This is a genomic window from Duganella alba, from assembly GCF_009674495.1.
Taxonomy (GTDB): domain Bacteria; phylum Pseudomonadota; class Gammaproteobacteria; order Burkholderiales; family Burkholderiaceae_D; genus Rugamonas; species Rugamonas alba.
The window spans coordinates 156,838-181,151 of the sequence record NZ_WKJN01000001.1 but is presented as its reverse complement, the minus strand read 5'-3'; the positions used below and the strand labels follow the sequence as shown (position 1 = coordinate 181,151).

Sequence of the window (24,314 nt, the reverse complement as noted above, 5' to 3'; positions counted from 1 at the left end):
TAATGTTGTCTATGCTGTTACATTAACGGCGCGGCGTCTTGCGGACAATCGCCGTGCGACCAACTGCAAAAATACAGCGCCCAAGGGGTGCTTTTGGCCGATAAACGGCGCCGCGGCTTGGGATAGAATCATAAAAACAACAACATTTCCTGTTATGGCGGCTGCGTGGAACGGCAATCCCGGTATCTTCAGACGGCCCCTTGGCCGGCTGCTGCTATGGTGCGCGGTGTGGCTGCTGCCGGCGCAGGCCGCCACACCCGATCCGATCGACCTTCACCACGCCGGCTGGACCGCGCGCGATGGTGCGCCGGCCATGGTGCTGACCATGGCGCAGACCAGCGACGGCTGGCTGTGGTTTGGCGGTCCCAACGGCCTGTTCCGCTTCGACGGCGTGCGCTTCGAGCGCTATGCCGACCTGACGCTGCCGGCCAACTCGATCAGCATCCTCAGCGCCCAGCCGGCTGGCGATTTATGGATAGGCTACCGCTTCGGCGGCCTGAGCCGGCTCACCCAGGGCGGCTTGCGCAGCTATGACGAGCGCGACGGCTTGCCGCGCAGCGTTTCGGTCTGGGGCATCGAGCCGGACGCCGACGGCCGCGTATGGGCCGCCACTCCGCGCGGCATGTTCCACCTCGACGGCGAACGCTGGCATGCCGCCGAGGCGGACTGGGGACTCACCCGCTCCACCTACAAAACCCTGATGCGCGACCGCCACGGCGTGCTGTGGGCCCAGGGCGATGACGGCATCTACACGCTGGCGCCCGGCGCCAGGCGATTTATCCGCTTGCCGCGCGATAGCGGCGTGGGCGTCGTGACGGAGGTGTCCGACGGCAGCGTGTGGAGCTGGGATGGCCAGAATAACCGGCTCAACCGGCTCACCGCGCCGGCCAACGGCGTCGCGCCGCGCCGCTGGCGGCTGCACGGCGAGGTCGGCGCCGTGTTGTTCGACCGCGCGGGCAATCTGTGGGCCGGCCGGCAGGACGGGGTCGAATACCACACGGCGCGCGGAACCGCCGTCGCCGGCCCGCAACAGGGCCTGACCGGCGGCGCCGTGACCGCGCTGCTGGAAGACCGCGAAGGCAATGTCTGGGTGAGCACCGCGAACGGCGTCGACCGCTTCCGCGCCAAGCGCCTGGCGCGCATCCCGATCACGGAACACCCTGGCCGGCTGCCGATCGCCGCCGACAGCCAGGGCGGCATGTGGGCCGGGCGCTCGCACCTGGAGCGGCAGGAGCATGGCAACTTTGCCGCCAGCCCCCTGTGGCCGGCCGCCGCCAGCTACTGGACCGACCAGATCCATTGCGCCTACCTCGATGCCGATGGCGTGCTGTGGCTTGGCGGCTTCGGCGGCCTGTGGCGCAAGGATGGCGAGCGCGTCAGCCGTGTCGCCCTGCCCAACGGCCTCAATGCCGTGCAATTCAGCGCCATCGCGCGGGACCGCCAGGGACGGCTGTGGATTTCGCTGCTGTTGTTCGGCATCTTCAGGCAGGAAGACAATGGAAGCTGGACCAGGATGGATGGCGTTGACGGGCTGCCGGAGGCGCCCGCGCGCGCGCTGGCGCCCGGTCCGGGCGGCGAGCTGTGGCTGGCCTATCCGCGCAACCGCGTGGTGCGGCAGACCGGCCAGGGCTGGCGCGTCTACGGTCCGGCGGACGGCGTGCAGCTTGGCGCGGTGCTTTCCATTCATGCGCACGGCGAGCACGTGTGGGCCGGCGGCGAAAACGGCCTGGCGCGGCGCCACGGCGACCGCTTTATCAACGTGCTGGGCAACGACGGCCAGACCTTCAGCGGCGTCAACACCATGCTGGAACTGGACAACGGCGACCTGTGGATCAACGCCGTGTCCGGGCTGTTCCGCCTGCCGGCGGCGGAAATCGCCACGCTGCTGAACACGCCGGGATACCGGCTGCGCTACGAACGGATCGACGGCCTGGACGGCCTGGAAGGCACGGCGCCCTTCCTCGCGCCCACGCCCACCTTGGCGCGGGCCACGGACGGCTACCTCTGGGCCACGACCACGACCGGCCTGTTCCGCTTCGATCCCGCCAGCCATGCCGCCGCCAGGCCCGCGCCGCCGGTCATCATCCGCAGGATCGGCGTGGCCGGACAAATGCATCCCGCCGTGGCGGGCACACATATGCCGCCCGGCAGCAGCGCGCTCCAGATCGACTACACGGCGATGGTGCTGGGGATGCCGGAGCGCGTGCGTTTCCGCTACCGGATGGAGGGCGTCGACACGCGCTGGCAGGAGGCGGGCCGCCGCCGTACCGCCTACTACAACAACCTGGACGCCGGCAGCTACCATTTCCAGGTGCAGGCTTCCAATGAAGCGGGCGAATGGGACAACGGCGTCTCGACGCTGGATTTCGAGATCGAACCGACCGTCACGCAGACCTGGTGGTTCAAATGCCTGGGCGTGCTGGCGCTGCTGGCCGCCTGCTGGCTGGCCTACCGTCTGCGGCTGCGGCGGATGACGGCGCAACTGACCGCAAGGATGCAGGAACGGCTGGACGAACGGGAACGCATCGCGCGCGAACTGCACGACACGCTGCTGCAATCGGTGCAGGGCCTGATCCTCCACGTGCACGCCGCCGCCATGCGCCTGCCCGAGCCGGAGCCGGCGCGCGACCTGATCGAGCAAGCGCTGCAACGGGCGGATGATATCCTGCACGAAGGCCGCGACCGCGTGCGCGACCTGCGCAGCAACGATCACGGCGACCAGAGCCTGGCCGCGGCGCTGACCGAAGCCGCCTGCCGTGCCCAGCCGCCGGGCGCCATGCCGATGCGCCTGCTGGTGGATGGCACGGAGCGCCGCTTGCATCCCGGCGTGCAGGAAGAAGTGCTGGCGATCGCCCGCGAAGCGATCGTCAACGCTTATCGCCACGCCCAGGCGACGCTGATCGAGACCCAGGTCCTCTACAGTGCGAGGGAGCTGCGCCTGACCGTGCGCGACAACGGTAAGGGAATACCTGCGGAGGTGCTGAACAGCGGCGAACGCGAGGATCACTGGGGCATGCCCGGCATCCGCGAACGCGCCAAGCGCCTGAAGGCCAGGCTGCTGGTGCGCAGCGAACCCGGCGCGGGCACCGAATGGGTACTGACCCTGCCCGGCCGCGTCGCCTACGCCGACCAGCTCAAACCCCGAAAATCCCCCGGTTAATGGCGATCATCACCGCATGCGTGCGGTCGTTGGCGGCCAGCTTGGACAGGATGCTCTTCATGTGCCCCTTGATGGTGTCCTCGGTCACGCCCAGCAACAGCGAAGCGCGGCGGTTGGAATTGCCCTTGGCGACCAGGCGCAACACCTCCACTTCGCGCGCGCTCAAGGCGTCGCAGGCCGGCCGCGCCGCCAGTTTCACCGCCACCTCGGCCGACAACGGCCGCCCGCCGGCGTGCACCGTCGTCAGGCAGCTGAACAGTTCTGTCCTTACCGTGTTCTTGAGCAGATAGGACACCGCGCCCAGCCGCAGTGCGCGCGCGACCTGGGCGTCGCCGCCGTAGGTGGTCAGCGCCACGATGCGGGCCTCGGGATGCAGCGCCAGGATCGCCGTGATGGCTTCCACGCCGCTCATGACCGGCATCTGCAGGTCCATCAAGACGATATCGGGCCGGTGCAGCTGATACAGATCGATCGCCTGCCGGCCGTCTCCCGCTTCGGCCACCAGCACAAAGTTATCGTTTGACGAAAATACCGCAGCCAGACCTTCACGTATCAACGGATGGTCGTCGGCAACCAAAACGCGGATCGGCGAGGCTGAAGCCATGTCAAATCTCCATGTGGGCGATTGCGTGACTATACTTCAATGCAGCTACTCTTTCGAGTATAGGAGATGGTCGGAACCGGACTTACATTGATCGCCACCACTTCACCCGGGAGAAAAACATGCTTTCCACCTTTAGTTCTGTCCGCCGCCTTGGGCTGCACTGCATCGCGGCATCCGTCCTGTCGGTCGCGGCGTTTGGCGCCAACGCGGCGGCGCCCATCGATGTCAAGGTCGACGGTTTTACCGATAAATACGCGCAGGTCAACGGCGTTCGCCTGCACTACAAGGTTGGCGGCAAAGGCTCGCCGGTGTTGCTGCTGCACGGCTACGGCCAGACCGGCCACATGTGGATTCCGGCCATGAAGGAGCTGGTCAAGAACCACACCGTCATCGTGCCGGACCTGCGCGGCGCCGGCGGTTCGGAGAAGCCGGAAAAGGGCTACGACAAGAAAACCCTGGCGGTCGACGTCCACGAACTGGTCAAGACCATCAGCAGCGAACCGGCCGCCGTGGTCGGCCACGACATCGGCATGATGGTGGCCTACGGCTACGCCGCCCAGTTCCCGGCCGACACCAGCAAGCTGGTCGTCATGGACGCTTTCGTGCCCGGCATCGGCGACTGGAAAAACGCTTTCCCGCGCGCGGCTGTCTGGCACTTCTACTTTTATGGCGACACGCCGCTGGCGCTGGTGAAGGGACGCGAACGCATCTACTTTGAACACTTCTGGAATGACTTCTCGGCCGACAAGGGCAAGTCGATCAAGGAAGCGGACCGCCAGCTGTACACGGCGGCGTACTCGCAGCCGGGCGGCATGCGCGCGGGCTTTTCCTACTTCAGCGACTTTGACCGCGATGCGGCTGATTTCGAGCCGATGAGCAAAACCAAGCTGACCATGCCGGTGCTGACCATCGCCGGCGAAAAATCGGCGGGTGATTTCCTCGGCAAACAGGCGCAACTGTATGCGACCAACGTCAAGAGCATCATCGTGAAAGGATCGGGACACTGGCTGATCGACGAAGCGCCGGATCAGGTGGTGCCGGCGCTGGTCAGCTTCATCCAGTAATTACTGGCCGACGCAGATAATCCTGGTGACGTATTCCTTGGCGTTCGGCTTCTTCCTGGTGGCCCAGGCGACCGCCTCGTTGGCTTCGTCGATGGTCAGCACCGAGGCCTTTTCCTTCGACTTGATGAAGGACACGCCTTCGAATACGCCTTCCTTGCTGCGCATGACTTTGGCAAACACGGGCGGTTTGGTTTCGCCGTCGGCGATCTTGTTTTGCTGGATCAGGTAGCGTTGGTCGTTCTCGGTCATACATTTCTCTTTCGTAAAAGACGAAATATACGCTCCGGAACGACCGTCGTGGGGACTTTTTACGCGAAGGCAGGCATGTGCTGCGCGGGCTGCAACACGGCTTCGTACAGCACTTCGGCCTGCAGCGAGGCCTGCAGCGAGGCGATCGAACCGCCGGCGCGGTACTGGAAACTCACTTGCAGCACGTCGCCCTCGCGCGCCTTGACCGGCGCGTTCAGCGGCACCGTCATGTAGGGATTGAGCCAGTCGATGGTGCTGGAACGCTCCTGCACCACGGCCAGGATGTTCTTGGTGACGAAACGCATGGCGTTGACTTCGCCGTTGCGCTCGACCACGAACTTGCCCTGCCACGAATAGATCAGCTCGTTCGGCTGGTTGAAATCGATGATGCTGTACACCGCCGGCTGGGCCAGCTCCACCGTGCCCGGATAGATGGCGGCGGTTTCCTGGAACTGCACGATCGGCGCGCAGAAGCCTTCGAAGTCGTATTCCTGTTGCAGCGGCTGCACCGCCATGATCACCGCTTCCGGCAGGAACAGCGGCAGCGGGCCGCCGAAGCGCTCCAGATAGCGGCGCTTGAACGATTCGATCACTTCCACCTGCTTTTCGCGCAGCATGCCGACGTGGATCATCTCGCAGATGACGACGTCGACCGGCTCCGGCGGCATGTATTCGAAGGCGTCGGCGTGGATCACCTCGACTTTTTCGCCGTTTGGATTCATCGCCAGGAATTTACGCGCCTCCTTGACCATGTCCGGGTTAAACTCGACGCAATAGACCTTGGACGCGTTGGCGGCCGCGAACCATGACAGCACGCCCGTACCGCCGCCCAGTTCCAGCACTTTCGCGCCCGGCTTGACGCCGTAGGCGATGGCCGACTTGAAGCCATGCATGCGGTTTTGGTCCATCAGCATGTTGTGATGATAGTGGACCGGAATAAACTGCCCCAGATAGCAGCTTTCGATTTCGCGTTCGTTCAGCATTGGTCGTCCTTGGTAGATGCGCTGGGGACATTATGGTCAAGATTGTTGCCGCACTATGCCGGGAACTGGCCGGCAAATACCCTCCAATTCATTTGCGCTGCTCATCGTTGAGCAAAAATCACTATTGCGATTTATACTAGCGGCGATTAATCACGGAGATGTCATGTCTGTACAGTTTCGCAACAACGTTCATTGCCATGGAGATGGCCCGGCCACCATCATGTTTGTGCACGGTTACGGCTGCGACCAGCAGATGTGGCGCTTCATCTATCCCTCGTTTTTGGGACGCTACCGGGTGGTGCTGATGGACCTGACCGGCAGCGGCGGCTCCGACCTGGGCGCCTACGACCGCGAGAAGTACAGCACGCTGCACGGCCATGCGGAGGATGTGTTGGACGTGATCGGCCTGTATGCGAAGGCGCCGGTGGTGTTTGTCGGGCACTCGGTGGCCGCGATGATCGGCATGCTGGCGTCCATCATGGCGCCGGAAAAGTTTGTGGCGCAGATCATGGTGGGGCCGTCGCCGTCGTTCATCAACGATGGCGATTACGTCGGCGGCTTCAACGCGGAGGACATCGACGGCCTGCTGCAGATGATGGAAATCGACTACGACAGCTGGATCAAGCGCATGGCGCCGGTGATCATGGGCGCGCCCAGGCAGCCGGTTTTGCAGCAGGAGCTGCTGACGCGTTTCCAGAAGAACGATCCGGAAATCTCGCGCCACTTCGCCCGCGTCACCTTCACCGCAGATCATCGCGCGGACGTGGAAAAATCCACCGTCCCGGCGCTGATCCTGCAATGCAGCGACGACATGATCGCGCCGCGCGAAGTGGGCGACTGGCTGCACCAGCACCTGCCCCACAGCGAACTGGCCGTCATCACCAACATCGGCCACTGCCCTCACCTGAGCTCGCCATCGGCCAGCTCCGACATCATCAACGACTACCTGCTGCAAATCCAGGCTTGACGATATGAAGGCCTGCTTTAATATGAATTGGCATATTAAAGAAAACTTTACATGTCTCGCGTCGCAGGAACCAGTATCAGCAGCATCATGCAAGGCGAAGTTGTACGCGCCTTCGTTCCTCATCGCCTGCCACCAGCCGAGCCGGATCTCGCGCCACAAAGTTATGACATACCGAATCGCGCAGCAGAGCTCGCGCTGGCGCGGCTGGCCGCCGTCTCAGGGCTGGTGCCATCGGTTGACTGGCTGCTTTACAGCGCGATACGAAAAGAAGCCCTGCTGACCTCGCAAATTGAAGGTACACAAGCCACGCTGACCGACTTGTTCGCCCAACAAGCAGGCATCGAGCTAAGCAATCGCGATGATGTGGAGGAGGTCACCAACTACATTAAGGCATTCCGCATGGTAGCAAGGCCGTTGAATTGCTGGTCGAATCAGGCATCCTCACTGAAATGAGCGGCCAGCGCAAGAACCGCAGCTTTGGCTATCAGCGCTACATTGAGCTGCTGTCGCATGGCTAGCGTGGTTTTTTGTTGGCCAGAAAGGTGTTGATGGTTTTGGCGATCCAGGGCTTGTCGGCCTTGAGGGCGAACTCGGCGGCGGTGAGGTGGAAGCCGCCGTCTTTCAGCGTGGCGTCGGCGCCCTGGTTGAGCAGCAGTTCGACCACTTTTTCCTGGCCTTCCCGGGCGGCGATCATCAGGGGCGTCATGCCGGATGGCGTTTCGGCGTCGATATAGGCGTATTTGTCGAGCAGAATAGTGGTGATCTCCACGCTGCCGGCGGCGGCCGCGTAATGCAGCGCGGTCCAGCCTTTCTGGTTCACCTGCGCGCCGCGCTGCAACAGCTCCAGCACCGCGGTCTTGTTGTTGCGGAAGGCCGCCATCATCAGCGCGGTGTTGCCGTTCGGCGCTTTCGCTTCGATGTCGGTGCCCTTCTGGTCCAGCAGCACGCGCGCCACGTTGAGCGCTTCGTAGCGCATGGCGACGATCAGGCCGGTCTCGCCGTTGACGTCCCGGATGTTGGGATTGACGCCGCGCGCCAGCATTTTCCGGACGCGGTCGGCGCCATCCAGCTGGGCGGCGCGGAAGAACTCGACTTCGTCATCGCTCTGCTCGGCCGCGAAGACCGGCGCGGCCACCGCAGCGGCCAGTCCCAGCAAGATCAACCGCCGCGTGCGCCGCATCAGGCCGCCACGTTGAACAGTTTGCGGAAGTTGGCGGTGGTCTGCGCCGCCACTTCCTCCACCGACACGCCCTTGAGCTGGGCCAGGTACTCGGCCACATGCGCCACATAGCCCGGCTCGTTCATGCGGCCGCGATACGGCACCGGCGCCAGATACGGCGAATCGGTCTCGATCAGGATGCGTTCCAGCGGCAGTTCCAGCGCCACCGCCTGCAAGTCCTTGGCGCTCTTGAAGGTCACGATGCCGGAAAACGAGATATAGAAGCCCATCTCGATCGCCGCACGCGCCACTTCCAGCGACTCGGTAAAGCAGTGCATCACGCCCGCCACGCCGCCCGCCTCCGTGCCGGCGCCCTCCTCGCGCATGATGCGGATGGTGTCTTCACTGGCGCTGCGGGTATGAATGATCAGCGGCTTGCGAGTGATGCGCGACGCCTTGATGTGGGTGCGGAAGCGCTCGCGCTGCCATTCCAAGTCGCCTTCCAGGCGGTAGTAGTCCAGCCCGGTCTCGCCGATGGCGAGGATTTTCGGGTCATCCGCCAGCTGCACCAGTTGCTCGACCGTCGGTTCCGGCGTGTCTTCATAATCCGGATGCACGCCAACCGAGGCGTAGATGTGCGGATACTGATGCGCCAGCGCCAGCACCTGCGGGAAATCCGGCAGATCGACCGATACGCACAAGGCATGGGTCACCTTGTTGTCAGCCATCTTGGCGAGGATTTCAGGCATGCGAGCGGCCAGCTCAGGGAAATTGATATGGCAATGGGAGTCGATATACATGCAGCGATTGTACCTGATACCGCCTACCACCCGTTTTGTGGAAACGATACCACCCCAGATCAAGAAAACGCTTTCAATTTTAATGTTGTCGGGATAGTATCGTCATGCGGTATGTAATTACATTACACAAAAATATAGGGGACATATGAGTACTACTGAAATCTTCCTGCTGGCGATGTTGCTGATCTTCGTCGTGCCTTTCCTGGTGTGGCGCCTTGGCCGCACCGACTATTTCGCTCCGCTGGTGATCGTGCAGATCATCATGGGCATCATCCTCGGACCTGGCGTGATGGGCGCCCTGTTCCCGGATTACCATAAATTTGTCTTCAACCCGGACGTGGTCAAGACCCTCAACGGCGTCGCCCAATGGGGCGTGATGCTGTTCGTGATGCTGGCCGGCGTTGAACTGGATCTGAAAAAAGTCTGGCAACACCGCCGCGAAAGCGTCACCACCGCCGGCCTGTCTTTGGGCGTGCCACTGATTTTCGGCTGCGCCGCCGCCCTGCTGCTGATGAACTACCAGGGCTGGATGGGCGCCAAGGCCGCCAATTGGCAATTCATGCTGGGCACCGGCATGGCCTGCGCCGTCACCGCGCTGCCGGTGTTGGTGCTGCTGCTGGAAAAACTGGAAATTCTGCGCCAGCCGATGGGTCAGCGCATCCTGCGTTATGCCAGCCTGGATGACGTCGCCATCTGGGGCGTGCTGGCGCTGATCATGCTGGACTGGGAACGCGTCGGCCGCCAGCTGGGCTTCCTGGTCGCGTTCGCCCTGCTGACCTTCGCCTTCCGCCGCCTGATGAACCGCCTGCAAACCAGCGACCGCTGGTACGTCGCCATGATCTGGCTGATCGCCTGCTCCTTCGGCGCCGACTGGGCCGGCCTGCACTTCATGGTCGGCGCCTTCCTGGCCGGCGTGGTGATGGACGCGGACTGGTTCGGCCAGGAGCAACTGGACGCGCTGTTCAAGAACGTGCTGCTGGTGCTGATGCCGGTATTCTTCCTGAGCACCGGCCTGCGCACCAAGTGGGATCTGGGCGGCTACTCGGTGTTCTTCGTCGGCGGCCTGCTGTTGCTGGCATCGGTGGGCGGCAAGCTGGCGGGTGCGCACATCGCCGGCAAGCTGCTGAAATGGAAAAGCGGCGAAGCGTCGATCATCGGCTGGCTGCTGCAATCGAAAGGCCTGATCGAGATCATCTTCGCCAACATCCTGCTGGACAAGCAGATCATCACCAGCGAGACCTTCACCGCGCTGTTGCTGATGGCCGTTGGCAGCACCATGCTGACCATTCCTATCGTGTATCCTAAGCTGAACCGCGCACAACACCGTGGCCTGGTCAGCCAGGCCAGCTCTTGAGGAAGTAACATGGCACGCACCGGATTAACAAAATCGGAAGTCAAGGCCAGCCGCGACCAGCTGCTGGCCGAGGGACGCTACCCGTCCGTCGATGCGGTGCGCCATGTGCTGGGCACCGGCTCCAAGTCGACCATCCACCGGTATCTGAAAGAACTCAGCGACGACGACAGCAATCCCGGCATCAAGCGCGACGATACCGCGCGCAGCCTGCAAACCATGGTCGAGCAGCTGGCCAGCCAGTTGCACGACGACGCCGAACGCCGCTACCGCGCGCTGTACGCCGAGCACCAGCAGGCGCTGCGGGAAAAGGAAGAGGAGCTGGACGCCCTGCGCGCCACCATCGAGCGGCTGACGGCGCGCGTGGAGGAACTGGAAATCGACGCCTACGCCGCCCAGCCGCACGACCACGGCTTCGGCGACTTCAGCCACCTGCAAGCCAGCTCGCGCGGCGGGCTGAACGACAGCACGCCGTTCAGCATGGTGCTGTCCGGCGGCCGCTCGTCAGTGTTTGATGTGGACAGCCGGCAGATCCAGCTTACGCCACGCGCTTACCCAGGATAATCAGGTCGCGCTCGATGCCGTCCAGGTTCGCCACCTTCGGCAGGTGCGCCCAGGTTTCAAAGCCGAACTTGGCGAACAGGCCGAGGCTCGGCTTGTTGTGGCCGAAGATGAAGCCCAGCAGCGTGTGCACCTTGATCTGCGGCGCGTAGGCAATCGCCTGCTCGATGCAGTAGCGGCCCACGCCCTGGCCGCGCGCGGCTTCGGCGATGTAGATCGAAATCTCCGACGTGCCCGAATAGGCCGGGCGGCCGTAGAAATTCGAGTACGACATCCAGCCCAGCGTTTCGCCGCTCTCCGATTCGATGATCCACAGCGGACGCTTGTCCGGCGTATGGTCGTGATACCACTGCAAACGGGATTCCACCGACACCGGCTCGGTATCGGCCGTGACTTCGCGCGAGGCGATGGTGGTGTTGTAGATGGCTACGATGGTCGGCAAATCTTCAAGCGTGGCTAAGCGATGGCGGAAAGTCATGTGATAAAGAAGCGAAGTTACAGGGTATGGGTGGCGCGCGAAGACCGCAACGCGGCGCCGAGGATTTCTTCAATGCGCAGGCGGGCGCGCTGGCCGCTTTCGTCGTCCGGAAAATGCACGCCGATGCCCTGCGCCTTGTTGTTGTGCGCGCCGGGCGGCGTGATCCAGGCAACCTTGCCGGCGATCGGGTATTTGTTGGGATCGTCCATCAGCGCCAGGATCAGGTAGATCTCGTCACCGAGCTTGTACGGCTTTTGGGTCGGCACGAACATGCCGCCGTTTTTCAGGAACGGCATGTAGGCGGCATACAGCGCAGCCTTTTCCTTGATTGCCAGCGACAGCACCGTCGGCCGTGGCGTCAACGGCACGGTGTTCGGGTCGAGTGGGCTGGCAGCGGACATTCCTTACCTTTCAGGCGCAGCAGTTGGCGTAATCAAGCAGCATATCCTCCAGGAACAGCTTGGGCGACAGCGGATGATCGGCGGTCGCGCGGCGTTCGTTGGCGCCCTTGATCGCAGCCATCAATCGGCTGACGTGGATCTTGTCGGCCACGCCGGCCAGCTCTTTCTGGTAGCGAGGATAATACCGGATGTTACCTGCCAGTTTGTAGGAAAACACATCGTAAAGCCAGCGCTGCAGCCAGGACACCGGCCCGCTCAATGGCACTTTCTGCAACTTGTCCGCGACTTTCAAGGCGCCCTCCACGCTCGGATGAGCCAGCAGTTGCAGCAGCGTTTCCAGATCCTCGCGGCTGCCGGATTCGGCCTGCGCCATGGCGGCCAGCGGCGCGCCGCCCTGCTCGCGCAGCCAGCTGTCGGCATCCGGCACGCCCTGTTCCTTGAGCCAGGCCAGCGCTTCGGCGTGGCTTGGCATCGGCAAGGCGAACTTGCGGCAGCGCGACAGGATGGTCGGCAGCAGGCGGTCCAGGCTGTTGGAAGCCAGCAGGAACACGGTGCCCGGCGGCGGCTCCTCCAGCGTCTTCAGCAAGGCGTTCGACGCCGGCATGTTCAGCGCTTCGGCCGGATACAGCACCACCACCCGCAAGCCCTGGCGGTGGGTCGAGATGTTCATGAAGTCCGCCAGGTTACGGATCTGCTCGATCTTGATTTCCTTGGATGGCGTCTTGGTCTTGGCGGCCTTCTTGGTCTCGCCTTCGCCCTCCTCGCCGTCGACCGGCTCGTCCTCCATCGATTCCGGCCGCACGCGGCGGTAGTCCGGATGGTTCTGCTGCGAGAACCAGCCGCAGGACGCACACACGCCGCAGGCATGGCCGTCCGGCAGCACCGCCTCGCACAGCAGACCCTGGGCGAAGGTTTCGATAAAGTCGGATTTGCCTATCCCGGCGGCGCCATGGAACAGGATGGCGTGCGGCATGCGCTGGCGCAGCGTTTGCAGCTGCTGCCACGACGATTCCTGCCACGGGTAGATGGAATTACTCATTATTCAGTATTCTATGTCAAAAGCAGGCGTCGAGGATGGCCGCAATCTGCTGCTGGATCGCGGCGATGCTCTGCGTCGAATCGATGACGCGGAAGCGCTGCGGAAACTGCGCCGCGCGGCGCAGGTATTCGGTGCGGGTGGCGGCGAAGAAATCGGCCTTCTCCTGCTCGAACTTGTCGAGGTCGCGGGTGGCGTCCAGCCGCGCGCGCGCCACTTCCAGCGGCACGTCGAACAGCAGCGTCAGGTCCGGTTGCAGCGCCGGATGCACCCACTGCTCCAGCGCCTCCAGCTTGGCCAGGCTCATGCCGCGGCCGCCGCCCTGGTAGGCAAAGGTGGAATCGGTAAAGCGGTCGGAAATGACCCAGGCGCCGCGCTTCAGCGCCGGCTCGATGACCTGCGCCAGATGCTCGCGGCGGCTGGCGAACACCAGCAAGGCCTCGGTTTCCAGGTCCATTGTTTCGTGCAGCACGATTTCGCGCAGCTTTTCGCCCAGCGGCGTGCCGCCCGGTTCGCGCGAGCTGACCAGCTCGACGCCGCGCTGCTTGATGTAATCGGCGACGAAGGCGATGTGCGTCGACTTGCCGGCGCCATCGATGCCTTCAAAGGTGATGAATTTACCCATTTATTCTTATCGTTGATACTGATTGACTGCCCGATTGTGATCGTTCAGGTTGTCGGAGAACTGGCTGGTGCCGTTGCCCTTGGAGACGAAATACAGCGCCGCCGTCCTGGCCGGCGACAGCGCCGCCATCAGCGACTGCACGCCCGGCAGCGCGATCGGCGTCGGCGGCAGGCCGGCGCGCGTGTAGGTATTGTACGGGGTGTCGGTTTCCAGATCCTTTTTGCGGATCTTGCCGTCGTATTTGAGGCCCATGCCGTAGATCACGGTCGGATCGGTTTGCAGCAGCATGCCCAGTTTCAGGCGGTTGACGAACACGCCAGCGATCATCGAGCGCTCGGACTTCTGCCCGGTTTCCTTCTCGACGATGGAAGCCATGGTCAGCGCCTCATACGGACTCTTGTACGGCAACGCCGGATCACGCTTGGCCCAGGCGTCGGCCAGGCGGGTCAGCATCATCACATGCGCCTGCTTGTAGATCTGCAGGTCGCTGGCGCCCTTGGCGAACAGATAGGTATCCGGGAAGAACAGGCCCTCCGGCTCCTTGTAGTCGGAGGCGATGGCGCCCAGCACTTCCTTGTCGGTCAGCGCCACGGTGTCATGCTTGAGGCCCTTGTGGGCGGCGATGGCGGCCCGCATCTGGCGGAAGGTCCAGCCTTCGATGATGGTCAGCTGCTCTTGGGCGAACTCGCCGCGCGCCAGCTGGTCGATCAGGCGCAATGGCGTCGAACCCGGTTTCAGTTCGTAGGAGCCGGCCTTCAGCTTGCTGCTCTTGCCGGTGGCGCGCGCCAGCAGGTTGAACAGCAGCGGCTGGATCGGCACGCCTGCTTCGGCGATCTGCTGGCCGGCGGCATGGGCGCCACTGCCCGGCGTGATGACGAAATCAATGGCCTCGGCATCCCCCGGGATGATGGGATTTTGCGACCAGTACATGAAATAGCCGCCGCCGGCGATGGCCAGCAAGATACACAAACCGATTATTTTTTTGATAAAAGCCATTGTTAAAGCCATCTGATTGGATCAAGTCGCACAGCTTGCCAGTTCTTGGCAGTGTCCGCCAGTGCCGTGTTTTGCGCGCCATCCGACGCGATCTGCGCGACATCACTATAATGAGCCCGTAATGATAATGCTTTAACCGTCAAAAGATTGAAAATTATGTCTTCATGGAATGAACTTTTAGCACAGCAGGGCACTCCGCTGAGCACCACGCAACTGGCCGCCGGCTTTGTCGCGCCCATCACCGACCTTGGCCTGATCGCCCTGGACGGCGAGGAGTCGGCCAGTTTCCTGCACACGCAGCTGACCAACGATGTCGAGCACCTGGGCTTGGGCGAAGCGCGCCTGGCCGGTTACTGCTCGCCGAAGGGCCGCCTGCTGGCCTCGTTCCTGATGTGGCGCAGCGCGTCCACTATCTTCCTGCAACTGGCGCGCGACATCCAGCCGGCGGTGCAAAAGCGTCTCGCCATGTTCGTACTGCGCGCCAAGACCAAGCTCAGCGACGCGACCGAATTGCCGGGCAATGCGGTGGTGCTGGGCGTCGGCGGCAGCCAGGCCGATGCCGTGCTGCACAAGTGGTTTGACAGCCTGCCGGCCAAGCCGTTCGCAAAGCTGGACCATCCGCTGGGCACGCTGATCCGCGTGGCCGACGTGTTCGGCGCGCCGCGCTACCAGTGGCTGATGTCGGCGGACACCGCGCAGACCGTGGCGCCGGAGCTGGCGGCCCAGCTCAACGTGGGCGGCAGCGACGCCTGGCAACTGACGGAAATCCATGCCGGCATCGCGCACATCAGCAAGGCCACGCAGGAACAGTTCGTGCCGCAGATGATCAACTACGAACTGCTGGGCGGCGTCAATTTTAAGAAAGGCTGCTATCCGGGCCAGGAAATCGTCGCGCGCAGCCAGTATCTCGGCAAGCTGAAGCGCCGCACCACCCTGGTCAGCATTCCTGACCTGACGGCGGCGGCCGGCATGGAAGTGTTTGCCACGGCCGATCCGGAACAACCATGCGGCATGATCGTCAACGCCGCCGCCAACGGCCAGGGCGGCATCGACGCGCTGGTGGAAATGAAGCTGGCGGCCATCGAGGCGGCCTCGGTGCGCCTGGGCTCGGCCCAGGGCACGGCGCTGAATTTCCTCGCCATGCCTTACGTGCTGGAACCGCTCGATCTCTAGCATGGATCTCTACATCTACTACAAGGTCAAGGACGCCGACGCGGCATCCTTGCAGGCGGCTGTCGTCCCGATGCAGGCGACGCTGGCGCAGCGTCATGGCGTTGCGGGCCAACTCAAGCGCCGTCCGGAAGCCAGGGATGGCGTGCAGACGTGGATGGAAGTCTATCCATCCGCGCCGGAAGGATTTGCGACGGCGCTCGATGAAGCCGTCGCCGCGGCCGGCTTGTCCGCATGGACCAGCGGCCCGCGTCACACCGAAGTGTTTGGGGATGTCGTCTCATGTGCCTGATTGTCTTTGCCTGGCAAGTGGTGCCGGCCGTGCCCCTGATCGCCGCCGCCAACCGCGATGAATACTATCAGCGCGCCACCGCGCCGGCCGCGCCGTGGCCGGAACATCCGCAGATTTACGCCGGCCGCGACCTGCAGGCCGGCGGCAGCTGGATGGGCATCACCCACCCGGCCGGAGACGGCGCGCCATCGCGCTTTGCCGCCATCACCAACATCCGCGCGCCGTCCGAGCACAAGGACGATGCGCCGTCGCGCGGCCATCTGGTGGCCGACTACCTGGCCGGCAATATGACGCCGCAGGAATACGTGGCGCAGATCCGCGCCACCGCCGACCAGTACAACGGCTTCAACCTGGTACTGGGCGACCGCGACACCCTGATCTGGTATTCCAACAAGGGCGACAGCGACCCGCGCAACGGCCAGCCGCTGGCGCCCGGCGTCTACGGTTTATCGAACGCGCTGCTGGACGCACCGTGGCCGAAAGTGCTGAAAACCAAGGCGCAGTTCGCCAGCCTGCTGTGCCTGGGTGCGCCGGAAGAAGCCTTCTTCGAGATGCTGTCCGACACCACCCCGGCGTCCGACCAGCGCCTGCCGGAAACCGGCGTGCCGCTGGAACTGGAGCGCGTGCTGTCCGCGGTGCGCATCGAAAGTCCCGGCTACGGCACCCGCACCTCCACCGTGGTCAAACTCTACACCGACGCTCCCGCCACACTGCATGAGATGCTGATTCACTAGGCGCTGCGGCCTGCTTTCCGCTCCAGCAGCGCGCGGAAGGCGGTGAACACCTTGCGCATCGCCGGGGCCTTGTAGGGGAACATGTCTTCCGGGTCCATGGCGTGCACGATCATGGCGTTGTCGGCTTCGAAGATCAGCAGGTCGCCGTTCGGCATTTCGGCGCAGTCAATGCCCAGGTATTGCAGGCCCATGCGCTCGTTGATCGCCTGCAGCGCGGCCTGGTGGCGCACGGCGAAGCCCTGGTCGAAGCGCGCCATTTCGGCCGCTTCCTCGGCGCGCTTGTCGGCGCTTTCGGTCATGCCGGCGTTCAGGTAGTGGATCATCCAGTTCTGCGAAATCGCGTAGTGGCAGATGTAAGGCTTGCCTTCGATCAGCACCACACGGTATTTGCGGAACATGCCGTCGGCGCCACGGTAGTCGACAAAACGTGAGACGTAGAATTGCGGCCCCGCCACTTCCTGAAGATACTTGCCCAGCGCGGCGGGCGTATCGATCTTTTGCAGATTGGTGCCGGCGTGCGAACCCAGCGGCCGCACGATGACCGGGAAGCCGCCGTCCGGCAGCAGGCTTTCGATCGTCTGCGTGCCGGCGGCGATCGCATTCAGCGTGCTCAGACCAGTACGCACCGACACCGGCATCTCCACGCCGGCCAGGCCGCGCAAGGCGGCGCTCAAGCCGTCGCGCGAGGTCGCGCGCAGCTGTTCCGGACGGTTGATGACGGGACGTGGCCAGTCGCTCGTGTATTCAATCAGGCGTTCCAGCAGCGGCTGGTTGGCTTCCGATTCGGCCACCGCCACCAGCATCACATCGTGGTCCGGCACTTCTTCTGGAAAGTCTTCATCGGCGCGCAGGTACAGCAGCTCCAGCGTGACGTCGCTGTTCTCCACCAGGAATTCCACCGGCGTGTTGGACATCAGGTCGCCCGGTCCCATCAGCACCAGCAGCGTCAGTCCCGGCTCCGGCTGCACGGCGGGAATGGTGTAATGCGGTTGCAGCATGATCGCTTCAGCCTGCACCGCCAGCGCGTCGTCGCGGTTGCCGGTCAGTTGCAGCACGGTGGAAAAATCCATGTAGGCATGGGCATCGTTCGGATAAGCCTGGGCGCGTTCCAGCAGAACCTGGCCGAGCGGCGCCAGGTCTTCGCCGGCAAAGGCGCGGCGCATCAGAGGGGCGACGCCGATCAGGGGTGCATTGTGCTGGCCGATTATGCTTGCATCAAAAGTCATGCGGACTCCGTAGTAATGAATTGCGGGCGCGCGGCGCCCAGTTTCAGCACTGCATCCAGCAGCGCGTCGATATCCTGTTGACCGGTGCGGTGATTGACGATGGCTACGCGGATCGCCAGTTTTCCCCGGACGGTTGTAGCGGAGGGGGCGGCAATGCCGGACTCCTGCACGTCCGCCACCAGCGCGGCGTTGAACGCGTCGATATCACCGGCAGCGCGGTAGCGGAAGCAGACGATGTTCAAGGCCACCGGCGCCAGCAGTTCCAACTCCGGCCGGGCGGCGATGTGTTCTTCCAGATAGCGCGCCAGCAAGCAGGTTTCATTGATGACCTGGCCGATGCGCTCGGCGCCGAAGACCTGGAAGGTGAACCAGGTCTTCAAGGCGCGGAAGCCGCGCGACAGGTCCGGGCCGAAATCGCACGGCCACGGCGAGTTGGCCGCCATGCCGCGCGCATCGCGGCGCAGATAGGTGTCGCGGCTGGCGAAGGTGTCCAGGTGCATGGCGCCGTCGCGCACGAGGATGAAACCGGCATCGTAGGGAACCTGGCCCCACTTGTGGAAATCGCAGGCGACCGAGTCGGCCAGCTCGATCCCGTCCAGCAGCGGACGCAGCGCCGGCGACAGCGCCGCCAGCGCGCCATACGCGCCATCGACGTGGAACCACAGGCCGTTGCGCTCGCACAGCGCGGCCAGCAGCGGCAGCTCGTCGATCGCGCCGACATCGACCGTGCCGGCGGTGCCGGCCACAAAGAACGGCTGCAGGCCGGCTTGGCGGTCGGCGGTGATGGCGGTTTCCAGCGCCACCACGTCCATCTGGAATTGCGCGTTCATCGGAATCTTGCGCAGGTTGGCGCTGCCGAGGCCGGCCAGGTCCATCGCCTGCGCGATGCAGCCGTGCGCGCCGGCCGAGGCATAGGCCACCAGCTGCCGTTTCGGCGGAATGCCGTGGCTGCGCACCTCGCGGCCCAGCGCGCGGAAACGCGCCACCAGCAAGGCGATCATATTGGCCATGGAACTGCCGGTGACAAACAGCCCGGAGGCGGACGCCGGGAAGCCGAACAGGTCGGCCATCCAGCGCACGATCTGCCGTTCGACTTCAATCGGGATGTGGTCGCGGCCGCCGCAGTTGGCGTTGAGGCCGGCCGCCAGCATCTCGGCCAGCATGCCCACCGGCGTGCCACCGCCGTGCACCCAGCCGAAAAAGCCCGGATGGGTATTGCCGATCGCATTCGGCAGGATGTGCTGCATGAACTGCTGGTGCACCTCGGCCAAATCGCTGCCCTGCGCCGGCATGCCGCTGCGGAAAGCGGCGCGGGCGTCGTCGGGAATCGGCTGCCAGACCGGGCGCTGCCGAATGTCTTGCAGATAGTCAATCATATCGTCCAGCATGCGGTGGCCCTGCGCACGGAACTGTTGCCAATCGGCCGGGTCCAGGGGGCCGGCGAAATTTTCTTGCGTTTTCTTTGCCATGTGACTCAATTTTTCTTCAGACCTGCCGTTATCACCAGTAGCGGGGCAATTTATCCAAGGCCGGCGCCCCACTTACACGAAGGAAACCGTTCAACATGGACACGAGCAGCATCAACCGTTCGGATTTGCTACCCGTTGCTACCGCCCCGGTGGCGGCGGTGTCCGTGCCTGCCTCAGGGAAAAATGCAGATACAGCTACCGCACAGTCTATTGTCGCCGGTAAAGACGATCCTGCGTCCAGAATTCCTGGTAAAACTGAGTTAAGAAAGTCGGTTGACGCGATAAATCGTTTCCTCGAAAACAATAGTGAGGTAAAGTTCAGTATAGACGACGCCAGCGGCCTGTCGGTGGTGAAGGTCATTGATACTGAAACAAAGAAGGTTATACGCCAATTTCCGTCAGAGCAATCGCTGGAAATAAGCAAGAATCTCCACAGTTTGAAAGGCTTGCTCATCGACAGCAAGGCATAGTAGCGCAACTTGATCAACCACGAAGCCGACCTGCTCCCCTCCACCGCCGAGCTGCTGATTGCCGGCGGCGACGACAGGTTGACGCTGGACGCAGGCACCGGACGTTCCCGCTATGCCTGCCGGCCCACGCCGGATCCTGACCTGGTCTCCCTGGGATCGGTCACCGCCTCCCATATTTCCCCAAACGCTAATCAGGCTGCAACGGCGCTGCGGGACCGCTGCGCCCACGATTTGCGCTCGGAACCGGAGTTGGTCGTCTACCGGCGCGGACTGGCCAGCGCGCGCCAGCGTCTGCTGGCATATTGCGGCTGCGACCCGCAGGATAGCCCGATGGCGCTGTTGGCGCCGTCCGGCACCGACCTGTTCATGCTGGCAGTCAACCTGCGCCAGCCGCAGTGCACGGTCCTGATCGACGGCGCCGAAACCGGCAGCGGCGTGCCACTGGCCCTGCTCGGCCCGCGCCAGGGCGCGCCGCATCATGTCGCCGTGCGCCATGCGGACGGCAGCCTGCGCGACGCCGCCGAGGTCGACGCCGAATACGCCGCCATCGTCAACGCGGCGGCGCAGCGCGGCCAGCGCGTACTGTTGGTGCTCACGGATATCAGCAAGACCGGCTTGATTTCGCCGTCCATCGGCTCGGTGCTGACGCTGCGGGCGCGCTGGCCAGGGCTGCTGGATGTGATGGTGGACGCCTGCCAGTTCCGTCTCGACCCATCGACGCTGCGGACCTATCTGGCGCACGGCTTCATGCTGGCGCTGACCGGCTCCAAGTTCATGACCGGCCCGACCTTCAGCGGCGCCCTGCTGCTGCCGCGCGCGATGGCTGCCAACACGGTCGATGCCTACACCGACCGCGCCAACTTCGGCCTGCTGCTACGCTGGGAAGCAGCGCTGTTCGAGATGGAGCGCTTTGCCGCCGTGCCGCAGGACGTGCGCCTGCAATGCGTCAACCGCTTTGCCGACGCCGTGCGGCAAGGGCTGGCCGGCCATGCTGCCTTCACGCCATTGCCGGTCAGCGCCATCGACCGCTCGGCGCTGGGCGTGGCGACAGGCTGGGATCATGTGCAGACGGTATTCCCTTTCACGCTGCGCGGCGCCGGTGGCAAGCTGCTGAACGGCGACGAGGCGCGCCGGCTCTATCTGCAACTCCAGTTGCCGGCCATCGGCGCCCGCCGCTATCAGCTGGGCCAGCCTGCGGCGGCCGCTGCGCTGCGCCTGTGCCTGAGCGCGCGCATGATCGCCGACGTACATGAGGGACTGCGGCAGGATGTCGCCGCCGAGGTGCCGGCGGCGCTGGAACGCATTGCGCAGCTGATTAGCTGAAGTTACGCTGCATATTGATGTGGGCGATGCCTGCTTCGTAGAACTCCTCACCTTCGATAGCGAAGCCGTGACGCTCGTAGAACGGTGCCGCGTGCGTCTGAGCGCTCAGGGCCACGTACTGGTCGCCACGCGCACGCGCCTGCGCCATCAGTGCCTGCAGCAATTCGCCGCCGACGCCGCTGCCGCGCGCGATCTTGCGCACCGCCATGCGGCCGATGTGGCCGTCCGGCAGCAGGCGGCCGGTGCCGATCGGCGTGCCGTCGGCATCGTAGGCCACCGCGTGCAGGCAGACGGCGTCCATCTGGTCCATCTCCAGCTCGGCCGGAACGTTCTGCTCCTCAACGAAGACTTCAAAGCGGATCAGCTTCGCATCCGCGTTGAGGGTGCCCCAGTCTCCCAACTTGATTTCGTGCTTGCTCATTATTGCCATCCTGTTTTGCAAAAGCACGATTGTAGTACGTCAGCCCTGCGGCTTGGAAGCGCCCTGGATTTTGGCGCGCAGCGCTTCGCGGATCTGCGGCGCGGCGGCGTAGGGATCGGGCGGATTGGTGCCGGCCACGATGTGTTCCATGCGCTCGCGCACGCCGGCCAGCGCGTCCGGATGCGAATAGATGTAGAACTGGCCGTCGGCGATGGCCTTGAAGGTGATCTCCGCCACATCCTCGGCCGACACCTTGCCCGACGATACCGCCTTGTCGGTCATGACCTGCGCCGCGATCTGGCTGGCGGTTGGCCGGTCGGTCATGCGCACGTCTTCCGGGCGGTTGCGGTGCGACTGGCTGATGCCGGTCGGCACAAAGTACGGGCACAGCACCGAAGCGCCGATGGGCGCGCCGACCAGCTGCAAATCCTGGTACAGCGTTTCCGACAGCGACACCACCGCATGCTTGGAGACGTTGTAGACGCCCATCGCAGGCGCATTCAGCAGGCCAGCCATCGACGCCGTGTTGACGATGTGGCCTTCAAACGAAGGATCTTTCGCGGCCGCATCCAGCATCAGCCTGGTGAAGATGCGCACGCCATGGATCACACCCCAGACGTTGACGCCCATCACCCACTCCCAATCCGCCTCGGTGTTTTCCCAGATCAGACCGCCGGAACCGACGCCGGCGTTGTTGAACACCAGGTGCACCGTGCCGAACTCGGCCACCGCAGCATCGGCCAGCGCCTGCACCTGCTCCGAATTGCGCACGTCGCAAATCTTGCCGATGACGCTGGCGCCCTGCGCCCGCAGTTCTTCCAGTGCGCGTTCCAGCGCATCGCTTTGCACGTCCGCCAGCGCCAGCTTCATGCCTTCGCGCGCCGCGACGCTGGCGAATTGACGACCCAAACCACTTGCACCGCCGGTGATGACGGCGACTTTGTCTCGGAATGTTTTCATTTTTAGATGAGCTTCACCAGTTGTTTGCCAAAATTACGCCCTTGCAGCAGGCCCATGAACGCTTCCGGTGCGGCGGCCAGGCCGTCCGCCACCGATTCGCGGAACTTGATTTGACGATTGGCGACCAGCACGGCCAGTTCCTGCAAGCCCTGCTGCCAATACTCCATGTGCTCGGTAATAATGAAGCCGCGCACGGTCAGGCGATTAATCAACAGCAATCGCGAATTCTTGATCGGCATATCGGCGCCGTTGTAGCCGGCGATCAGCCCGCACAGCGCAATGCGGGCGAAGGCGTTGGTGCGCGCCAGCGAGGCATCGAGGCAGGCGCCGCCGACGTTTTCAAAAATGGCGTCGACACCGTCCGGCGTGGCGGCGGCCAGGTCGGCCTCCAGGTTGCCGGCCTTGTAATCGACGCAGGCGTCGAAGCCCAGTTCTTCCACCACGTAAGCACACTTCTCCGCGCCACCAGCGATGCCGACCACGCGGCAGCCGCGCAGGCGCGCCAGTTGGCCAACCACGCTGCCAACCGCGCCGCTGGCGGCCGAAATCACCACCGTCTCACCGGACGCCGCTTCCATGATGTGGTTGAAGCCGTACCACGCCGCCATGCCCGGCATGCCGACCACGCTGAGGAAGGCGGACAGCGGAATGCGCGTGGTGTCGAGCTTGCGCAGCAGCACGCCGTCCGACACGCCCATCTCGGACCAGCCCAGCATGCCGTTGACGTATTCGCCCACCTTGTAGAACTCGTTGCGCGAGGCGATCACCTGGCCGACGGTGCCGCCGATCATGGTGTCGTCGAGTTGCTGCGAAGTGGCGTAGCTTTTGGCTGCGCTCATGCGGCCGCGCATGTACGGGTCCAGCGACAGGTAGTGATTGCGGATCAGCACCTGGCCGTCGGCCAGTTGCGGCACCGGCAAGGTCTCCAGCCGGAAGTTTTCGGCCGTGACGGCGCCGCGCGGACGGGCCGCCAGCACGATGCGCTGATAAGTCTCTGGAATACTCATACCGCCGACACGCCTCCGTCCACCGCCAGGATCTGTCCGGTGATGTGCTTGCCCGCGTCGGAGGCGAACAGTACGGCTGCGCCTTTCAGGTCTTCGTCGTCGCCGAGGCGGTTCAGCGGCGCGTGACCGGTCAGCTGGTCGCCCATGGCGGACAGCAGGCCCTTGGTCATCTTCGACGGGAAGAAGCCTGGCGCCAGCGCGTTGACGGTGATGCCGTAGCGGCCCCACTCGCCCGCCAGCGTGCGCGTGAAGTTGACCAGCGCGCCTTTCGAGGTGTTGTAGGCGATGGTCTGCATGGTGCCCGGCGGATTGCCGGCCAGGCCGGCGATCGAGGCGATATTGATGATGCGGCCGGACTGGCGCGGAATCATCGAGCGTTTACCCACCAATTGCGACACCACGAAGATGCTGCGGATGTTCAGGTCCATGACCTTGTCCCAGGCTTCGACCGGATGGTCCTCGGCCGGCGCGCCCCAGCTGGCGCCGGCGTTGTTGATCAGGATATCGATGTGGCCGAGGTGGGCGATGGCGGCGTCGACCAGCGCTTCGGCCTGCGCGTCCTGCGACAGGTCGGCGGCGATCGAATGCGCGCTGATGCCGCGCTGGGTCAGGAAGGCGACGGCTTCGTCAAGCTCGACCTGCTTGCGGGCCGAGACGACGACGCGGGCGCCCTGTTCGCCCAGCGCCAGCGCCATCTGCAAGCCCAGGCCGCGCGAGCCGCCGGTAACCAGCGCGGTTTTGCCGGCCAGTGAAAACAGTTCTTGTGTGGTACGCATGTTGTGTCTCCTTTTATCGCCCAGCGTCGTCA

Annotated in this window: 27 protein-coding genes; 11 read left to right on the top strand and 16 right to left on the bottom strand. The window is 63.9% G+C overall.

The genetic code is table 11. From position 1 onward, the window contains the following. Positions 1-154 precede the first annotated feature (154 nt). Complete coding sequence (locus tag GJ695_RS00770; RefSeq protein WP_154361708.1) at positions 155-3,160, top strand: sensor histidine kinase; 3,006 nt, start codon at positions 155-157, stop codon at positions 3,158-3,160. Here GJ695_RS00770 and GJ695_RS00765 read toward each other — a convergent pair. Further along, a complete protein-coding gene (locus tag GJ695_RS00765) occupies positions 3,135-3,764 on the bottom strand; it encodes a response regulator transcription factor (protein WP_154361707.1) in 630 nt (209 codons plus the stop codon). The two genes, GJ695_RS00770 and GJ695_RS00765, sit on opposite strands and share 26 nt — an antisense overlap. A gap of 119 nt (positions 3,765-3,883) precedes the next feature. Between GJ695_RS00765 and GJ695_RS00760 the strand changes: the two genes are divergently transcribed. Beyond that, a complete protein-coding gene (locus tag GJ695_RS00760; RefSeq protein WP_154361706.1) occupies positions 3,884-4,828 on the top strand; it encodes an alpha/beta fold hydrolase in 945 nt (314 codons plus the stop codon). Here the strand turns inward: GJ695_RS00760 and GJ695_RS00755 are convergent, their stop codons facing one another. Further along, complete coding sequence (locus GJ695_RS00755) at positions 4,829-5,077, bottom strand: hypothetical protein (protein ID WP_154361705.1); 249 nt, start codon at positions 5,075-5,077, stop codon at positions 4,829-4,831. 59 nt (positions 5,078-5,136) lie between these two features. Next, positions 5,137-6,060: a class I SAM-dependent methyltransferase gene (locus tag GJ695_RS00750; protein WP_154361704.1), complete on the bottom strand. Its 924-nt coding sequence runs from the start codon at positions 6,058-6,060 to the stop codon at positions 5,137-5,139. Positions 6,061-6,223: 163 nt separating this feature from the next. On the opposite strand from GJ695_RS00750, the gene GJ695_RS00745 reads away from it, so the two are divergent. After that, entirely contained in the window at positions 6,224-7,027 is an 804-nt protein-coding gene (locus tag GJ695_RS00745; protein WP_154361703.1) for an alpha/beta fold hydrolase, read from the top strand. Positions 7,028-7,078: 51 nt separating this feature from the next. Beyond that, positions 7,079-7,480, top strand: a complete 402-nt coding sequence (locus GJ695_RS00740; RefSeq protein WP_208023338.1) for a Fic/DOC family N-terminal domain-containing protein — start codon at positions 7,079-7,081, stop codon at positions 7,478-7,480. Between the two features lie 61 nt (positions 7,481-7,541). Here the strand turns inward: GJ695_RS00740 and GJ695_RS00735 are convergent, their stop codons facing one another. Both GJ695_RS00735 and GJ695_RS00730 read right to left on the bottom strand, forming a co-directional pair. Continuing rightward, positions 7,542-8,207 (bottom strand): ankyrin repeat domain-containing protein, encoded by a 666-nt coding sequence (locus tag GJ695_RS00735; protein WP_154361702.1) that lies wholly within the window; start codon positions 8,205-8,207, stop codon positions 7,542-7,544. Next, positions 8,207-8,986: a TatD family hydrolase gene (locus GJ695_RS00730; RefSeq protein ID WP_154361701.1), complete on the bottom strand. Its 780-nt coding sequence runs from the start codon at positions 8,984-8,986 to the stop codon at positions 8,207-8,209. Before GJ695_RS00730 ends, GJ695_RS00735 begins: the two co-directional genes overlap by 1 nt. Before the next feature lie 145 nt (positions 8,987-9,131). On the opposite strand from GJ695_RS00730, the gene GJ695_RS00725 reads away from it, so the two are divergent. Then, positions 9,132-10,340 (top strand): cation:proton antiporter, encoded by a 1,209-nt coding sequence (locus GJ695_RS00725; RefSeq protein ID WP_154361700.1) that lies wholly within the window; start codon positions 9,132-9,134, stop codon positions 10,338-10,340. A gap of 9 nt (positions 10,341-10,349) precedes the next feature. Continuing rightward, complete coding sequence (locus GJ695_RS00720) at positions 10,350-10,901, top strand: DNA-binding protein (RefSeq protein WP_154361699.1); 552 nt, start codon at positions 10,350-10,352, stop codon at positions 10,899-10,901. Here GJ695_RS00720 and GJ695_RS00715 read toward each other — a convergent pair. Genes GJ695_RS00715 through mltG form a run of 5 tightly spaced genes read right to left on the bottom strand, consistent with a single transcriptional unit; the run spans position 10,876 to position 14,434 of the window. Next, complete coding sequence (locus GJ695_RS00715; RefSeq protein WP_154361698.1) at positions 10,876-11,376, bottom strand: GNAT family N-acetyltransferase; 501 nt, start codon at positions 11,374-11,376, stop codon at positions 10,876-10,878. The two genes, GJ695_RS00720 and GJ695_RS00715, sit on opposite strands and share 26 nt — an antisense overlap. 17 nt (positions 11,377-11,393) lie before the next feature. After that, entirely contained in the window at positions 11,394-11,777 is a 384-nt protein-coding gene (locus tag GJ695_RS00710) for a PilZ domain-containing protein (protein ID WP_154357770.1), read from the bottom strand. Between the two features lie 10 nt (positions 11,778-11,787). Next, entirely contained in the window at positions 11,788-12,816 is a 1,029-nt protein-coding gene (locus GJ695_RS00705; protein WP_154361697.1) for a DNA polymerase III subunit delta', read from the bottom strand. A 16-nt stretch (positions 12,817-12,832) separates the two neighbouring features. After that, complete coding sequence (gene tmk, locus GJ695_RS00700) at positions 12,833-13,438, bottom strand: dTMP kinase (RefSeq protein ID WP_154361696.1); 606 nt, start codon at positions 13,436-13,438, stop codon at positions 12,833-12,835. A 6-nt stretch (positions 13,439-13,444) separates the two neighbouring features. Further along, a complete protein-coding gene (gene mltG / locus GJ695_RS00695) occupies positions 13,445-14,434 on the bottom strand; it encodes an endolytic transglycosylase MltG (protein ID WP_154361695.1) in 990 nt (329 codons plus the stop codon). 156 nt (positions 14,435-14,590) lie between these two features. Between mltG and ygfZ the strand changes: the two genes are divergently transcribed. Genes ygfZ through GJ695_RS00680 form a run of 3 tightly spaced genes read left to right on the top strand, consistent with a single transcriptional unit; the run spans position 14,591 to position 16,630 of the window. Next, complete coding sequence (gene ygfZ, locus GJ695_RS00690) at positions 14,591-15,607, top strand: CAF17-like 4Fe-4S cluster assembly/insertion protein YgfZ (protein WP_154361694.1); 1,017 nt, start codon at positions 14,591-14,593, stop codon at positions 15,605-15,607. Position 15,608: 1 nt separating this feature from the next. Then, entirely contained in the window at positions 15,609-15,896 is a 288-nt protein-coding gene (locus GJ695_RS00685; protein ID WP_154361693.1) for a DUF4936 family protein, read from the top strand. After that, a complete protein-coding gene (locus tag GJ695_RS00680) occupies positions 15,887-16,630 on the top strand; it encodes an NRDE family protein (protein ID WP_154361692.1) in 744 nt (247 codons plus the stop codon). Before GJ695_RS00685 ends, GJ695_RS00680 begins: the two co-directional genes overlap by 10 nt. On the opposite strand, the gene GJ695_RS00675 is transcribed toward GJ695_RS00680, so the two are convergent. Further along, positions 16,627-17,856, bottom strand: coding sequence for an ATP-grasp domain-containing protein (locus tag GJ695_RS00675; protein ID WP_154361691.1), 1,230 nt, complete (start codon positions 17,854-17,856; stop codon positions 16,627-16,629). The two genes, GJ695_RS00680 and GJ695_RS00675, sit on opposite strands and share 4 nt — an antisense overlap. Beyond that, positions 17,853-19,325, bottom strand: a complete 1,473-nt coding sequence (locus GJ695_RS00670) for a pyridoxal phosphate-dependent decarboxylase family protein (RefSeq protein ID WP_229260261.1) — start codon at positions 19,323-19,325, stop codon at positions 17,853-17,855. Before GJ695_RS00670 ends, GJ695_RS00675 begins: the two co-directional genes overlap by 4 nt. A 95-nt stretch (positions 19,326-19,420) precedes the next feature. Here GJ695_RS00670 and GJ695_RS00665 point away from each other — a divergent pair, with 95 nt between their 5' ends. Together GJ695_RS00665 and GJ695_RS00660 are read left to right on the top strand one after the other, a co-directional pair. Continuing rightward, positions 19,421-19,795, top strand: coding sequence for a flagellar protein FlaG (locus GJ695_RS00665; protein ID WP_154357762.1), 375 nt, complete (start codon positions 19,421-19,423; stop codon positions 19,793-19,795). A gap of 9 nt (positions 19,796-19,804) precedes the next feature. Continuing rightward, the gene (locus tag GJ695_RS00660) at positions 19,805-21,118 is read left to right on the top strand and encodes a hypothetical protein (protein ID WP_154361690.1); all 1,314 of its coding nucleotides are present in this window, start codon (positions 19,805-19,807) and stop codon (positions 21,116-21,118) included. Here GJ695_RS00660 and GJ695_RS00655 read toward each other — a convergent pair. From GJ695_RS00655 to GJ695_RS00640, 4 genes are read right to left on the bottom strand one after another with little or no spacing between them, the layout of a single operon-like run. Then, entirely contained in the window at positions 21,111-21,539 is a 429-nt protein-coding gene (locus GJ695_RS00655) for a GNAT family N-acetyltransferase (RefSeq protein WP_371865252.1), read from the bottom strand. The genes GJ695_RS00660 and GJ695_RS00655 overlap by 8 nt on opposite strands. Before the next feature lie 39 nt (positions 21,540-21,578). Further along, positions 21,579-22,499, bottom strand: coding sequence for an SDR family oxidoreductase (locus GJ695_RS00650; RefSeq protein WP_154361689.1), 921 nt, complete (start codon positions 22,497-22,499; stop codon positions 21,579-21,581). Between the two features lie 2 nt (positions 22,500-22,501). Further along, complete coding sequence (locus GJ695_RS00645) at positions 22,502-23,500, bottom strand: NADP-dependent oxidoreductase (protein ID WP_503826178.1); 999 nt, start codon at positions 23,498-23,500, stop codon at positions 22,502-22,504. 2 nt (positions 23,501-23,502) lie between these two features. Next, on the bottom strand, positions 23,503-24,282 hold the full coding sequence (locus GJ695_RS00640; protein WP_154361687.1) for an SDR family oxidoreductase: 780 nt from the start codon (positions 24,280-24,282) through the stop codon (positions 23,503-23,505). Positions 24,283-24,314: the final 32 nt, after the last annotated feature.

Bases quoted from the DNA above. Each gene is read 5' to 3' on its own strand.
- GJ695_RS00770 (WP_154361708.1), top strand. From the start codon at position 155: ATGGCGGCTGCGTGGAACGGCAATCCCGGTATCTTCAGACGGCCCCTT.
- GJ695_RS00765 (WP_154361707.1), bottom strand. From the start codon at position 3,764: ATGGCTTCAGCCTCGCCGATCCGCGTTTTGGTTGCCGACGACCATCCG.
- GJ695_RS00760 (WP_154361706.1), top strand. From the start codon at position 3,884: ATGCTTTCCACCTTTAGTTCTGTCCGCCGCCTTGGGCTGCACTGCATC.
- GJ695_RS00755 (WP_154361705.1), bottom strand. From the start codon at position 5,077: ATGACCGAGAACGACCAACGCTACCTGATCCAGCAAAACAAGATCGCC.
- GJ695_RS00750 (WP_154361704.1), bottom strand. From the start codon at position 6,060: ATGCTGAACGAACGCGAAATCGAAAGCTGCTATCTGGGGCAGTTTATT.
- GJ695_RS00745 (WP_154361703.1), top strand. From the start codon at position 6,224: ATGTCTGTACAGTTTCGCAACAACGTTCATTGCCATGGAGATGGCCCG.
- GJ695_RS00740 (WP_208023338.1), top strand. From the start codon at position 7,079: ATGTCTCGCGTCGCAGGAACCAGTATCAGCAGCATCATGCAAGGCGAA.
- GJ695_RS00735 (WP_154361702.1), bottom strand. From the start codon at position 8,207: ATGCGGCGCACGCGGCGGTTGATCTTGCTGGGACTGGCCGCTGCGGTG.
- GJ695_RS00730 (WP_154361701.1), bottom strand. From the start codon at position 8,986: ATGTATATCGACTCCCATTGCCATATCAATTTCCCTGAGCTGGCCGCT.
- GJ695_RS00725 (WP_154361700.1), top strand. From the start codon at position 9,132: ATGAGTACTACTGAAATCTTCCTGCTGGCGATGTTGCTGATCTTCGTC.
- GJ695_RS00720 (WP_154361699.1), top strand. From the start codon at position 10,350: ATGGCACGCACCGGATTAACAAAATCGGAAGTCAAGGCCAGCCGCGAC.
- GJ695_RS00715 (WP_154361698.1), bottom strand. From the start codon at position 11,376: ATGACTTTCCGCCATCGCTTAGCCACGCTTGAAGATTTGCCGACCATC.
- GJ695_RS00710 (WP_154357770.1), bottom strand. From the start codon at position 11,777: ATGTCCGCTGCCAGCCCACTCGACCCGAACACCGTGCCGTTGACGCCA.
- GJ695_RS00705 (WP_154361697.1), bottom strand. From the start codon at position 12,816: ATGAGTAATTCCATCTACCCGTGGCAGGAATCGTCGTGGCAGCAGCTG.
- tmk (WP_154361696.1), bottom strand. From the start codon at position 13,438: ATGGGTAAATTCATCACCTTTGAAGGCATCGATGGCGCCGGCAAGTCG.
- mltG (WP_154361695.1), bottom strand. From the start codon at position 14,434: ATGGCTTTTATCAAAAAAATAATCGGTTTGTGTATCTTGCTGGCCATC.
- ygfZ (WP_154361694.1), top strand. From the start codon at position 14,591: ATGTCTTCATGGAATGAACTTTTAGCACAGCAGGGCACTCCGCTGAGC.
- GJ695_RS00685 (WP_154361693.1), top strand. From the start codon at position 15,609: ATGGATCTCTACATCTACTACAAGGTCAAGGACGCCGACGCGGCATCC.
- GJ695_RS00680 (WP_154361692.1), top strand. From the start codon at position 15,887: ATGTGCCTGATTGTCTTTGCCTGGCAAGTGGTGCCGGCCGTGCCCCTG.
- GJ695_RS00675 (WP_154361691.1), bottom strand. From the start codon at position 17,856: ATGACTTTTGATGCAAGCATAATCGGCCAGCACAATGCACCCCTGATC.
- GJ695_RS00670 (WP_229260261.1), bottom strand. From the start codon at position 19,325: ATGGCAAAGAAAACGCAAGAAAATTTCGCCGGCCCCCTGGACCCGGCC.
- GJ695_RS00665 (WP_154357762.1), top strand. From the start codon at position 19,421: ATGGACACGAGCAGCATCAACCGTTCGGATTTGCTACCCGTTGCTACC.
- GJ695_RS00655 (WP_371865252.1), bottom strand. From the start codon at position 21,539: ATGAGCAAGCACGAAATCAAGTTGGGAGACTGGGGCACCCTCAACGCG.
- GJ695_RS00650 (WP_154361689.1), bottom strand. From the start codon at position 22,499: ATGAAAACATTCCGAGACAAAGTCGCCGTCATCACCGGCGGTGCAAGT.
- GJ695_RS00640 (WP_154361687.1), bottom strand. From the start codon at position 24,282: ATGCGTACCACACAAGAACTGTTTTCACTGGCCGGCAAAACCGCGCTG.